Origin of the sequence: Arthrospira sp. PCC 8006 (assembly GCF_046480465.1) — a bacterium.
In the GTDB taxonomy this organism is placed as follows: domain Bacteria; phylum Cyanobacteriota; class Cyanobacteriia; order Cyanobacteriales; family Microcoleaceae; genus Limnospira; species Limnospira platensis.
On sequence record NZ_PKGG01000159.1, the window covers coordinates 1 to 12,502 of the forward strand.

10 protein-coding genes and 2 pseudogenes are annotated in these 12,502 nt (G+C 45.6%); 2 read left to right on the forward strand and 10 right to left on the reverse strand.

Annotated elements, in window-relative coordinates:
• The 5 genes from B9T16_RS19560 to B9T16_RS19580 all read right to left on the reverse strand — a co-directional run.
• On the reverse strand, positions 1 to 110 hold a 110-nt coding region (locus B9T16_RS19560), incomplete at its 3' end, for an IS630 transposase-related protein (RefSeq protein WP_410223398.1).
• Between the two features lie 1,679 nt (positions 111 to 1,789).
• Positions 1,790 to 2,002, reverse strand: a complete 213-nt coding sequence (locus B9T16_RS19565) for a hypothetical protein (protein WP_006617123.1) — start codon at positions 2,000 to 2,002, stop codon at positions 1,790 to 1,792.
• A 132-nt stretch (positions 2,003 to 2,134) separates the two neighbouring features.
• On the reverse strand, positions 2,135 to 2,698 hold the full coding sequence (locus tag B9T16_RS19570) for a hypothetical protein (protein WP_410245545.1): 564 nt from the start codon (positions 2,696 to 2,698) through the stop codon (positions 2,135 to 2,137).
• Positions 2,699 to 2,706: 8 nt separating this feature from the next.
• Positions 2,707 to 2,919, reverse strand: coding sequence for a hypothetical protein (locus B9T16_RS19575; RefSeq protein WP_006617125.1), 213 nt, complete (start codon positions 2,917 to 2,919; stop codon positions 2,707 to 2,709).
• Entirely contained in the window at positions 2,919 to 5,981 is a 3,063-nt protein-coding gene (locus B9T16_RS19580; protein ID WP_006617126.1) for a GAF domain-containing protein, read from the reverse strand. The genes B9T16_RS19575 and B9T16_RS19580 overlap by 1 nt, the downstream gene beginning before the upstream one ends.
• 536 nt (positions 5,982 to 6,517) lie before the next feature.
• On the opposite strand from B9T16_RS19580, the gene B9T16_RS19585 reads away from it, so the two are divergent.
• Positions 6,518 to 7,198: a Crp/Fnr family transcriptional regulator gene (locus B9T16_RS19585; protein WP_410245547.1), complete on the forward strand. Its 681-nt coding sequence runs from the start codon at positions 6,518 to 6,520 to the stop codon at positions 7,196 to 7,198.
• An 80-nt stretch (positions 7,199 to 7,278) separates the two neighbouring features.
• Entirely contained in the window at positions 7,279 to 9,081 is a 1,803-nt protein-coding gene (locus B9T16_RS19590; protein ID WP_410245546.1) for a M61 family metallopeptidase, read from the forward strand.
• A gap of 130 nt (positions 9,082 to 9,211) precedes the next feature.
• Here the strand turns inward: B9T16_RS19590 and B9T16_RS19595 are convergent, their stop codons facing one another.
• The 5 genes and pseudogenes from B9T16_RS19595 to B9T16_RS19615 form a co-directional block, all read right to left on the reverse strand.
• Complete coding sequence (locus tag B9T16_RS19595) at positions 9,212 to 9,514, reverse strand: type II toxin-antitoxin system RelE/ParE family toxin (RefSeq protein ID WP_006617129.1); 303 nt, start codon at positions 9,512 to 9,514, stop codon at positions 9,212 to 9,214.
• The gene (locus B9T16_RS19600) at positions 9,499 to 9,756 is read right to left on the reverse strand and encodes a hypothetical protein (protein WP_006625968.1); all 258 of its coding nucleotides are present in this window, start codon (positions 9,754 to 9,756) and stop codon (positions 9,499 to 9,501) included. Before B9T16_RS19600 ends, B9T16_RS19595 begins: the two co-directional genes overlap by 16 nt.
• A 288-nt stretch (positions 9,757 to 10,044) precedes the next feature.
• Positions 10,045 to 11,256 (reverse strand): annotated as a pseudogene (locus B9T16_RS19605) (group II intron reverse transcriptase); the annotation flags it as partial.
• 844 nt (positions 11,257 to 12,100) lie between these two features.
• Positions 12,101 to 12,347, reverse strand: a pseudogene (locus B9T16_RS19610) (transposase); the annotation flags it as partial.
• Positions 12,348 to 12,419: 72 nt separating this feature from the next.
• The gene (locus tag B9T16_RS19615) at positions 12,420 to 12,470 is read right to left on the reverse strand and encodes a hypothetical protein (protein WP_410245548.1); all 51 of its coding nucleotides are present in this window, start codon (positions 12,468 to 12,470) and stop codon (positions 12,420 to 12,422) included.
• Positions 12,471 to 12,502: the final 32 nt, after the last annotated feature.

Here is a 12,502-nt window from a genome sequence, read left to right on the forward strand (position 1 = left end):
GTGTTCCGGCTGACATGGAAAACTTGACTGGCTTCTGTTTTGGGCATACCGTCTAGTTCAATTGCATCAATAACTTTTTGTCTGAGGTCGTAACTATAGGGGGCTGGCATTTTTGCTTTTCTTAGTCATCTCGTCCTCTCCATTATACGTCCTAACTTTCCTGTCTGGTGCTATATATCCACACCGTGACCTGTGGGCATATTCTAATCATTACAATTAGGCATTGGCTTCTGGTCACATCCTTCACCCTCCAGGGGTAGGGGTCGAGAGTGAAGTCACCTTCACCCCCTCCCATTCAAAACCTTGCTTGATAGTTTCCCATCACACGGCTCCTGATGTGGATACCCNTTTTGTCATCGGAACAGGGTTACTACCCCCTGCTTTCGTACTTCAATGTTCAGAGCTTTATGCACCACGTAGTCTTTCAACTCGTTCTCGCCACTATACTCCTAATAATCGCAGTATCTATATCCACACCGTGACAATTGGGCATATCCCCACCATGACAATTGGGCTTTAGCTTCTGGTCACATCCTTCACCCTCTAACCATGCGCTTACATTTTTCACTACTGCCTTGTSAATAGCATTACTCACTTGTTTATAGGCAGAGCATTAGAGGGGTTACAACGTTCCGCTTATATGGGCATTCCATCGTTAGATTTGTCCTCAGAACCGGGGTACTTTAAAAGTCTGTGCAGGTAGTCGTATGAGCCCCCTACTTTTCCCCTTGCCCTTTTGGGCGCAGCGTGTCAACCTATTTCGCTGCTAATGTATTACCATGGTTCAAGCCGGACATTCAGTTTCCTTAATCATGGATGGTTGGCAGTGGTCTCGATTCCGGTATTAGGTTACACCTCGGAGCCTTCCGTTCCCCGCTTTAGTCCTAGGGTTGTGAGTCCTAAAACTAGGGGTGGCTATCGCCGTTACCCTCTGCTCTGTGATTTCTCAGTTCGCTTAGGACCTTGGGTTCCCTGCCTTGCTTAGTTCCCTAAGCGTCGGGACATATAAACAGTTATGAGGATGGTCAGGAGAGGTTTCCTTATATCCAAACTCGGGGCTGGAATCCTCACCGGCTAGTGATTTMTGGCATTTCAGCCCTATTTCATACCCGAACGTCTCGCACCTGGCGCTTACACTTATCACTACTGCCGTGAGTAATATTGCTCACTTGTTTATGGGCAGAGCCAAAGAGGGGTTATAACGTTCCATCTATGCGGGCATTCCATCTTTAGATTCGTCCTTTCCACCGGGGTACTTTAAAGGTCTGTGCAACTGTATACCGAGATATATTGTTGTTTTTAGGTAGTAGATAGAGCCTCCTACTTTTCCCCTTGCTCTTTTGAGCGCAGCGTTTCAACCTATTTCGCTACCTAATACTGACGATGGTTCAAGCCAGACGTTCGGTTTCCCTAATCATGGATGGTTGGCAGTGGTCTCGATTCCGGTATTAGGTTATACCTTGGAGCCTTCCGTTCCCCGCTTCAACCCTGGGGTGTGAATCCCCAAATTGGGGGTGGCTACCGCCGTTACTCTCAACTTTCTGTTATCCTGGGGTGGTCACGCCCCGTTAAGTACAGTCCGTATATTGACCTTGAGTTCCCTGCCTTATCTGGTGAGCTCTATCTCCGCCAGATGTGGGGACACATAGATAGTTATGGGATGGTCAGGGTCGCAAATCCTTATATTCAACCGAGGGGTTTAAGTCCCACTAGGAGGTGATTTCAGGCATCTCAGCCCTATTTGGTCTCCTAAACGTTTCGCACCTATCTATATATCCTAATGCCCAAATCATAGCCCTTCGGGAGCCGGTTTGACTGATGGGGTTGTACTAATCTGCCCAGGCTGTGGCGATGGTCGCGTTTGTAACTGACTCGGGGAGTAGCGAGCGATCGCCATTAACGGAAAAATGAGGGTAAATAATGCAATAACCGCACCCACCAGATCCGAAAATCCATAGGTAGGACTTCCCAATAAACTGGCAGGTTGACCGTCTGATTCCATATAAACTTATGACACTAAAAACCAGCTCAGACTTGGTATACTATAATATGCACTGTGTATTTTACCATAAAAACATCCAAAAATCAAAAACCGAACCCGATAAATTTTCCATCATCTCCAAGGGTCCGGGAGCTAGTTTTTTCGCAAATCATTATATTGAGTTTGAGCCACATCCAACAATGTTAAGACCTGCTGCCATAGGGGGTCATTGGCATTAACACTACCACTGCACTCAGTTTTGATCTGATCTCGTAGTTGGTTAAACCGACCATTAACATCCAGATTCTGGGAACCTTCCCGATTTTCATTTGTAGCAGAAGTCGAAATAGGTTCGCTATTTTCCAAGGCTTCCTGAATATCTTGGGCTGTTTCCGCCAACATCAAAGCGCGATGGGCAATATTTTCAGGAAGTGATGGGCGATCTGATAAAGCAATGCGAGACAATTCCAACAGAAACTCTCGCACCCGTCCCACCCAATCAAGATCTGCTTCTTGCCATTGCCAATTAGTAGACTGGTAGAGACCCGCTTGATTTTTGATAGCGATCGCCTGTTGCGCCAGAGGTAGTGCAGAAGTCGAAACAGTACCAGGTAATTTAGGGATATCAGCTAAAGCGGCGCGAGCAACTTCAATCAACAGGTCATTCACCTGTTCTATCCATTGTCGGTCAGAATACGGTCCGTTTAACTCAGTCATTATCTAATCTAAACTTGGTTCAGGCTGAAATCTAAGATCCGGGGTTGACGACCAATTTCCTCACTACCCATCAATAGCCAACCCGCCATCTCCGAGATGGGGAGGCGCAAACCTCTCCGTTGACACACCCCCAAGCCTTGATGAGGCTTAGGGATTTTCTGATTAGTTGTGAGACCCAAAGCCCCAACAGAGAAACGATGAGGGAAAACAGCCCCCTGCACTATTTTTCTGTGAGCTTCCAAACACCATCCCAGGTTTCACTGGGGGGCTTGGTGGTCTCATATAGTATACACCGATCGACATGAAGTTTTGCTGCTTTATTTTGAGCATCGATCGCCAAAACCGCCAAAAATTCGTGTTTAGCATTTCTAAAGGCTTCTTTAGCCTTCGAGGCAAATTTCTTGCGGCACAGATCGATGAGTTTACGCACAGCACTGATGGCCAATTGTGCCCCTTCATCAGCTAACATCTGCTTAGTTTCATGATCAGCCGTAAACTGCTGAAGTTTAGCGACCAGCATTTTTTTAGTCTCACGGGGAGTTAAACCATTAAGAATTTCCTCCATCCGATCAGCCATTTCTTCCGGTGGCGTAGCTGCTAACTGGGCTAGAGATAATCGTCGGACAGTATTTGAGCCGAGAATCTCCTCCAGTTGTAGAAGGGACATCTCTTCCAGCATTTGTTTAAGCAGCTCACGTTCATTGTAGGAGAGTTGTTTAAGTTGGGACTGAGAAAAATCTTCCAGTTGTGCCAAAAGTGGAACGATATCGGTATCAGTGAGTTTTTCCATGGCGGGTTTCAGGTAAAATTCCCGACCCCGATGGTAGTGGTCGATAATTTGTTGTTGTTCATCAGGAATGGGCCTAGCCTGTTTTCCTTCCCGAATACCAACCAACTCATAAATCCTAACGGGCTGACTTTTACCCTTAACCGTAATCAAATCAAGTTCGCGAACAATCAGGCGATCGGCATTAGGGAGATAAGTATTTTCACTAATTACAATATCAGTTCCATATTGCTTGGTGGTACCCTCCAAGCGAGAAGCCAAGTTAACGCCATCTCCAATAGATGTCAACTCCATCCGCTTGCTAGAGCCAATATTACCACTGATTACCTCATCAGAATGCAAACCCATACCAATTTTAATAGGCATCAGTCCTTTAGACACACGCAGATCATTAAACTCTATCAAACGGTAACGCATTTCCACCGCCGCCTGCACAGCCATCCACTGATGATTTGGTAGAGGCGCAGGAGAACCAAACACAGCCATCAAAGCATCCCCAATATACTTATCTAGGGTTCCCTGATGATTCAAGACGGTATCGACCATCTCCTCAAAATATTCGTTAAGCATACTCACCACTTCCTCAGCCTGCAACTTTTCGGTGAGGGTCGTGTAGCTGCGGATATCACTAAACAAAACCGTAACATCCTTACGGGTTCCCCCTAGTTTAATTTCACCACTAGCTAACAGAGATTCCGCCACAGCCGGGGTCATGTACCGATAGATCAAGTTCTTAACTTCTTTTTCCCCGCTAATATCCTCCATGACCACCAAAGCCCCGCTGACTTTTTCAGGATCATTAATGTCAGACATGGAATTAATCGACAGGTTAATACTTTGGGAAATTTCCGAAGCACCTGATAAGAGGGTTTGATCGGGATAATATTGTTGGCGGTCCTTAGCATCTTTGGGTTTCAAAGCCAAATCGAACCAGCGGGCGAAATCACCATCTTTGAGATGGATTAACTCTCGTACTGATAAACCGTGAGTCACCTGGGATTCAGTCAGTCCCAGTAATTCCACAGCACATTCATTGGTAGCAATGATCCGACCCTCTTTGTCTGAAGAAATCACCCCATTAGTCAGGCTGCGGAGAATGTCTTTCTGTCTTTGCTCTTGTTCTTTCACCTTTTGGAAGAGTTTGGCATTCTGAAGAGCAATCCCAGCTTGGATATTAAAAGCCCGCATAAATTCGAGATCATCTTTATTAAAGCTGGCTTTCCATTGCTCAGGAGGATCTGGCCAACTAGCCGGGTCGTAAGCTGCGTACTCCCCTTGTTTTTTCTTGTTAATCAGTTGGGTAACGCCGATTAGTTGCTTGTCGGCATTATAAACGGGCATACACAACAGGCTACAGGTACGATACCCGGTTTTTTGGTCCGTTTTCTTCGATTGTTCAGAGCGAGGGTCTTTGTATACATCGAAGGGGATCAGTAAAGGCTCACCGCTTTCGGCAACAGTTCCCGCAAATCCGGCATTTCGGGGAATCCTGATTTCCGTCAGATTGCCATTAATGGGAATTTTGGTCCACAGTTCGTCTCGGTCTTCATCTAGTAGCCACAGAGTGCTGCGATCGGCATTCATTAACTCCTTAGCCTGATCCATAACATTGGTCAGGGTTTCTTGGAGATCGAGACTGCTTTTGCTGAGGGCATTAACCGCATTCATCAGCGCCGAAGCGGCTCGCTGTCTCTGGGTGGCTGAATAGAAGGATTTAGACGATTGCAGGATCAGCCGAATGGAGGGGGCGAACTCATGGAATACCTGTTCATCTTCCCCTGTAAAGCCGATAGTATCGACTTTTTCCTGTAGGGGGGATGATGGATTAATATCGGGTTTGAGTTTGTTTAATAGTTGTACTACCGCTACTAGATCCTCATTCTCATTCAGCAGAGGCATGGCGATCATAGTGTAGGTGCGATAGCCATTTTTTTCATCAAATTTTTTGGCGGCCGCCGATCGCGGATCATCATAGAAATCGTAGGGAATATTAACGATTTTCTTATGGGTGGCTGCTTCCCCCGCAATGCCAGCACTGGCCGGAATCCTTAATTCTAAGGGTTCTCCGTCTTCTCCTTTAGCAACTATAGACCAGAGTTCGTGCTTTTCTTCGTCCATCAGCCAGATCGTGGTGCGATCGGCGTTGAGAAGTTCTCCTGTTTTAAAGGTAATCGAGGATAACATTTCGTTAAGAATTGCCTCGAATCCCTGGGCATCCAGGAGATTGTCGAGCATCGACAGGGTTTCGTTAACGGTTTTTAGTTTATTTTCAACATCTTTAACAACTTCAACAAAGGTTTCTTTTTTTAGAGGAGCTAAAAAATTCGAGAAATTCCCACTGGTACGGGCTAACCCAGAGGATGATTGGTTATTACCATGGGGGGGTTTACCCCCTGATGAGTTGCCCGCCGAACGACGGGAAGATGTGAAAATATTTCCGTCTCCGTCGATGACATCGACATCAACGGTAGCAGATACAGCAGGATTTGGAGGCATCGAATTGTTTGAAGATGCGGATTTCATAAACCTTTACCAACAGGTTGGATCTGTGCTCATATTCAGGGGCAATCGGTTTCGGATAGTTGAAATTAGGATGAGACCTTTCCCAAGCATGGACATATACAACTGTTTATCAGTTTATGGCCATTGTAGCCGATTGCTCAATTTGCCAAGGATTTTGCTGATAATTATATAAGTGTTGCACTGGATTGCCACTTCTATCTGTGTTTGTTGGCACTAACTGTCATTGCTGATTACAAGGCTGATTACAAGTTAGTGGGCTTTATAGGGAACTTCCCTTGGTATAATTAGATTTAGATTTGCCTTCCTTTAATGCTACTGGAAGTCTCTCGCGCTTACCGACGGGGTTGGTGGGGGAGTACAACATAGCCTGAGAAGCACCGATGCCCAGGTTGTGGGCCTGAGCCTTAACGGTGGGTAACTTCAAATCTCTAGTGATCGAAATCTCGAAGCCCCTTGCAGTTTGTGAGGTGGTGTGTCAACATAAAACTTCTGACTTAGCGCGAGTTCTCATGCAGACTGAGGCTTTTAGTGAGCTTTTTCCTCTTTTTAAAGGGGCAAACCCAGAAACTCTGGAATGGTTGTTGTCGGTGGCTGTGAAGCACGAGTATCCAGCTAATCGCGCAATCGTGATGGAGGATGCTTGGGGAAATGCAGTTTATTTCATCGTTTCCGGGTGGGTCAAGGTACGGCGACTGTCGGGCGATAATGTAGTCACCCTGGCTATTTTGGGGCGAGGTGATTTTTTTGGCGAAATGGCGATTCTCGATGAGTCTCCCCGATCCAATGATGTGATTGCTTTGTCCTCTGTACGATTGATTAGTGTCTCGGCTCAACGATTTATTCAAACGCTGTTTAAAGACCCACAACTTCATCATCGAATGTTGCAACTTATGGTGCGACGTTTGCGCCAAACTAACCAGCGTTATCAGATCCGACACCGCCCTCCGGCGGTTAAGTTGGCTAATACTTTGGTGGAGTTGGCGGAAAATTATGGCCAGATGACGGAAAAAGGGGCTGATATTTTTAACATTCCTGAACAAGATTTGGCTCATGTTACTGATATCAGCCTCGAAGAGACTAGCAAAATTATCGAAAAACTCAATAGTAAGGGTTGGATTAACATTGATACCGAACGTCAGGTGATCCATTTGATTAATCTCAAGCACCTTAATCAATTGGCTAATCAGTAGGTTTTTCCTCTGGTGGCTGGCTCCTTCGCTCTTGGGGCTTGAGCTAAAATAGCCCTAATTTGTCGCTATTTTTCTGTTTAATGACTCAAGCTATTAGAACCCCCTCCCCAGAGGCTGCTAACTCGACGGTAGCCACCGATTACCTGGTTTCTATGTCCCAGCCGGGGTCTCATTTGTTTGAGGTGCGGTTGCAAATCTCTCGACCAAATTTGGCGGGTCCGATAGTGGACTCCGGGGTGATTGATTTGAAAATGCCGGTGTGGACTCCGGGTTCTTATATGGTGCGGGAGTATGCAAGACATTTGCAGGATTTTCGAGTATGCGATCGCCATGATAAATCTCTGTCTTGGTCTAAGGTCAGTAAAAATACATGGCGGGTACAAGCAGGAGAGTCAGACTCGCTCATAGTCCACTACCGTATCTATGCCAATGAGTTGACAGTAAGAACTAACCATTTGGATAGCACCCACGGCTATTTTAATGGGGCGGCTCTGTTCTTTTATGTTCCTGGATGGGAAAATTTGCCGATCCAAGTGGCGATCGCACCTCCAAAGGGTTGGTGGGTTACTACCAGTTTACCGTCCGTTTCCGGGGTCGAAAATACCTTTGAGGCGGCGGATTTTGATACCTTGGTTGATAGTCCTTTTGAGATTGGCACCCATCAGGTTTATGATTTTGAAGCGGCTGGAAAACCTCATCAATTGGCAATTTGGGGCCAAGGAAATGGTGATGTCGATCGCTTAATTACAGATTGTCGGAAAATTATTCACGAGGTTAGCAATCTATTTTCGGGTCTTCCCTATGACCGCTATGTGTTTCTATTGCATTTGTCCAGTCAGGGTTATGGAGGACTGGAACATAAAAATTCCTGCTCTCTTAATTATCCTCGGTTAGGATTGCGAGACCGGGATAAGTATAACCGCTTTATGCAGTTGGTAGCTCATGAGTTTTTTCACCTCTGGAATGTTAAGCGCTTACGCCCGAAAGAGTTGGAAGTGTTTAACTATGAACAAGAATGTTATACGACTTCTTTGTGGTTTTGTGAGGGAGCAACTAGCTATTATGATGGGTGGATTATTTACCGGGCTGGGATTGTTGAGGTTAAGGATTTTTTGAATGGTTTATCTAAGGATATTTCCCGATTTTTAAACAGTCCTGGGCGGTTTGTTCAACCCCTGGGTGAGTCGAGTTGGGATGCTTGGATTAAGTTATATCGCCGCGATGCTTATAGTGACAATAATCAAATTTCCTACTATTTAAAAGGGGAATTGGTGTCATTGATGCTGGAACTGTTGATTCGTAACCGTCATGGAAATCGGCGATCGCTTGATGATGTGATGGTGCTAATGTGGGAAAAATTCGGTAAATCGGAAAAGGGCTATACGGCGGCGGAGTTACAGTCGGCGATCGCTTCGGTGGCGGAAATGGATTTAGATGATTTCTTTAACCGCTATCTTCATGGTACTGAAGAACTGCCTTTAAATGATTATTTGCAACCCTTTGGTTTGGTAATTAAACCTCAAAATAATGATATTGTTCCTGATTTGGGTTGGCGACTGGCGGCGGAAAATGGCAAGACAATAGTTAAATTTGTAGAAGCGGGAAGCCCAGCACAATTGGCGGGAATTGATGCGGAGGATGAATTATTAGCTATCAATGGTTTTCGGGTTGGCGTTGAAAATATTAGCGATCGCTTGCTAGACTTTCAACCTGGGGAGCAGGTCAATATCAGCTTCTTCCATCAAGACGAATTGCGAACCTCTGAAGCTATACTGCGCGCCCCCCGTCCCAGTGCTTATAAAATTACCTCCGTTGAAGAACCGACCCCGGAACAGCAGCGCAATTTTGAGGGATGGCTAGGCTGCCCATATCACAAATTGTAAAAATTGGGTGGGTTTAATACCCCGCCCCTGGTGGGCGGCTTTAATTTCCTGAAGAATTTACAAATACGGTAGTTGAGACTGGAAAGCTACGCCCCTTGTGGGCGTAGCACTTCACCCTCATGACTAGAATCTAGTGAGTATTCAAATCGAGCTTTAACAATCGCTTACCGTGAACCACAGCCACAACCGTGACAACATCTCCCTGAATACGGTAGATAATCCGGTAAGTGTAAGCAAACTGTTCTCTAACGGTTTCGTCACCAAACTCCTGAACAATACCACCGGAGAGGGGACATTTGCTCAGATTTCTGGTAGCCTCAATGATTCTCTGTACCACCGCCGCCGCATAGGAAACTGAGTCTCGCGCAATATAAGCCGCGATCGCATCGATATCATCAATGGCTGTCGGTGACCAAACTACTTGATAACCCATTTACTTACTAAACCTTCCGCTTCCTCTTGTGTTAATCTTCGTTCACTATCTGCAATAGTAATACCCTGGCGGTACTTTTCTATAACATAAAGATGATATTGAATATCCTCAAGACTGCAATCCTCCGGTAAATTTTTCAGCAACAACTCAATTTCTTGTTTGACGGTATTCATAAATAAGGTTTCTTTTAATTTAGTTAGTCTCGGTCTATTATATAGTAAATGGAAAATACCTACTAACATTCGTCAATTTCCAGAGCAGCCATAATAATTTTGTCGGCTCAAAAAGATGTAATTTAGGGAGAGTATAGGATATTGATAGAGTGGCGTGGGGGATAGCCCACTGTTAATCGGCAGATACCGGAGGGTGCGATCGCACTTCCCCCGGAAATACTGTTAGTCCCAACTAGGTTAACTATTGGGTTATGCAAACTTCATGGGAGAACCGGAACCGAGTAGGGGTCGAGAGAGATGTCGCCATCTCCCCCTCCCAGACAAAACCGTGCTTGCGAGTTTCCCAGCACACGGCTCCTAATTTGACTGCTCCATTGTTAAGGATACAGCATTGGCGTTATCTAGCGCCGTTTGATCATCATGACAGTGGCGGTGTAGTAGTTGAAGATTCTTGTATTCGTCCTTTCCGCCGTGGCTTCGAGGTACAATGTGGTCTACTTCAACTAAATCTGATGGGGTGAAGTATTGCCCGCACCAGGCGCATAGGCTTTTTGGCTTTTTGAGTAGTATGGCTACCCTTGTTGGCGTTTCAATTGCTTGTCCTTTTCTGGTTGCCCAGTAGGTCCAGTTTCCGTCATCAAGTGTGGCGTCGGGGCGTATTAGGGTATGTCGGACAATTGGATTCACATTATGATTCCATAATGTGAATCCATCCTTGGTTTTGAATACCCAAGTTTCATGGCTTTCTTTCCCGTTGCTTAGTTTGACCGTTCCGTGTCCGAAATAGTTTCTTAGCTTTTCGTAACTTGCCATTCCGCATCTCGAATCTGTCCATGCCCGTAACATTTCAAAAACTATGTGGTCTAGTTTTCTGAAGGTCTCAGATGAGACTACCCCTGAGTAATAGTTAGACCATCCCCGAATCATCGGGTTTAGCTTACTAATCAAGGCTGATTGGGGTGCAGTTTTATGTTGTTTGATTACACCTTTTATCACTTCTGTATGGGCTTTAACTGCTTTGTTGCTGGGTTTAATGTGGGTTGGGTGTCCGATTAATCGGCTTGCTATCCCACCTGTCTTCCCAGATATGTGTTTTCCAACTGGGTATTGCCTGATATTGAATCCGAGAAAATCAAACCCAGGCTCTTGGGTTTTGCCATCATACTCAATCCTATTGAGTGTATGACCAATTCGAGTCTTTTCAGGTTTGATTTCTAATCCCACTGGCTTTAACCATTCAGAAATGGCAATGGGGCACTGTTCAATGATTCCTAAGTCTTTGGATATGACCACGAAATCATCGGCAGATCGCATAAGGTTAACCTGAATAGCTGTTCCTTTGTTTGGATACATTTCTTTAATTAACCTTTCCATTCCCAACAGTGCGATGTTGGCGAGTATTGGACTTATTACCCCTCCTTGGGGTGTCCCTGCTTCTGTCTCCTCAAATACGCCGTTATCTAGTACACCCGCTTTTAACCATTGTTTCAGGTCTTTCTTCAGGCTACTTGGACAATGAATTTTGGTCAGTAGATAATCATGGTTTATTCGGTCAAAACATTTCGCTATGTGTTAGGGGTCGAGAATGGAGTCACCACCATCCCCTCCCATTCAGAACCATACRTGAAAGTTTCCCTTCATACGGCTCCTGGTGTGGATACCCTGTTTTGTCAAAGGAGCAGAATCAACAGACCTGCTTTTTACTTCGATGTTCAGAGCTATATTCAGCACGTAGTCTTTAAACTCGTCCTCGCCATTATACTCTTACTGACCGCAGTATCTATATCCACACCGTGACAATTGGGCATATGCCAACCATGACAATTGGGCTTTAGCTTCTGGTCACATCCTTAGCCCTCTAAGCATGCGCTTACATTTTTCACTACTGCCTTGTGAATAGCATTACTCACTTGTTTATGGGCAGAGCATTAGAGGGGTTACAACGTTCCGATTATATGGGCATTCCATCGTTAGATTTGTCCTATCGACCGGGGTACTTCTAAAGGTCTGTGTGGGTAGAATGCAGAATCCCCCACTTTTCCCCTTGCCCTTTTGGGCGCAGCGTGTCAACCTATTTCGCTGCTCGTGCTTTACGATGGTTCAAGTCGGACATTCGGTCTTCCTAATCATAGATGGTTGGCAGTGGTCGCGTCTTGGTRGTAGGTTCTACCTCACGCCTTCCGTTCCCCGCTTCTATCCTGGAGTTATGATTTCCAAAACTGGGGGTGGCTATCGCCGTTACTCTCTACTCCCTGATTTCTCAGTTCGTTTATGACCTTGAGTTTCCTGCCTTGCTTAGTTCCCTAAGCGTCGGGACATATAACCAGTTATGAGGATGGTCAGGAGAGGTCTCCTTATATCCAGATTCGGAGCTGGAATCCTCACCGGGTAGTTATAGCACTAGTCAATACGGTTAGGACGCAGCCTTGAGAACAGAATCCATGGCATCATCGAGAGAATCAAACTGCTCACGTGCAATGGCGAATGCGGGCTTTCAACCACGACCAACATTTCTCTATCTTGTTGAGGTCTGGCGAATAAGGCCGAAGATAGAGTAAACGGCATTGAGCTGCCTCCACCAGTTCAGCAATCCGCCCCCCTTTATGAAACGTTGCATTGTCCAATACTAGAGTCTGACCTGGCTTCAATGTTGGAATTATAGCATTAGTCAAGGTGGTTAGGACGCAGCTGGGAGAACGGAATCCATGGCATCATCGAGAGAATCAAACTGCTCACGTGCAATGGCGAATGCGGGCTTTCAACCACGACCAACATTTCTCTATCTTGTTGAGGTCTGGCGAATAAGCTGGTAGCT

What these genes read in the sequence shown, in the direction of transcription:
- B9T16_RS19565 (WP_006617123.1), bottom strand. Translation starts at nt 2,002, where the DNA reads ATGGAATCAGACGGTCAACCTGCCAGTTTATTGGGAAGTCCTACCTAT.
- B9T16_RS19595 (WP_006617129.1), bottom strand. Translation starts at nt 9,514, where the DNA reads ATGGGTTATCAAGTAGTTTGGTCACCGACAGCCATTGATGATATCGAT.
- B9T16_RS19580 (WP_006617126.1), bottom strand. Translation starts at nt 5,981, where the DNA reads ATGCCTCCAAATCCTGCTGTATCTGCTACCGTTGATGTCGATGTCATC.
- B9T16_RS19585 (WP_410245547.1), top strand. Translation starts at nt 6,518, where the DNA reads ATGCAGACTGAGGCTTTTAGTGAGCTTTTTCCTCTTTTTAAAGGGGCA.
- B9T16_RS19590 (WP_410245546.1), top strand. Translation starts at nt 7,279, where the DNA reads ATGACTCAAGCTATTAGAACCCCCTCCCCAGAGGCTGCTAACTCGACG.
- B9T16_RS19570 (WP_410245545.1), bottom strand. Translation starts at nt 2,698, where the DNA reads ATGACTGAGTTAAACGGACCGTATTCTGACCGACAATGGATAGAACAG.
- B9T16_RS19600 (WP_006625968.1), bottom strand. Translation starts at nt 9,756, where the DNA reads ATGTTAGTAGGTATTTTCCATTTACTATATAATAGACCGAGACTAACT.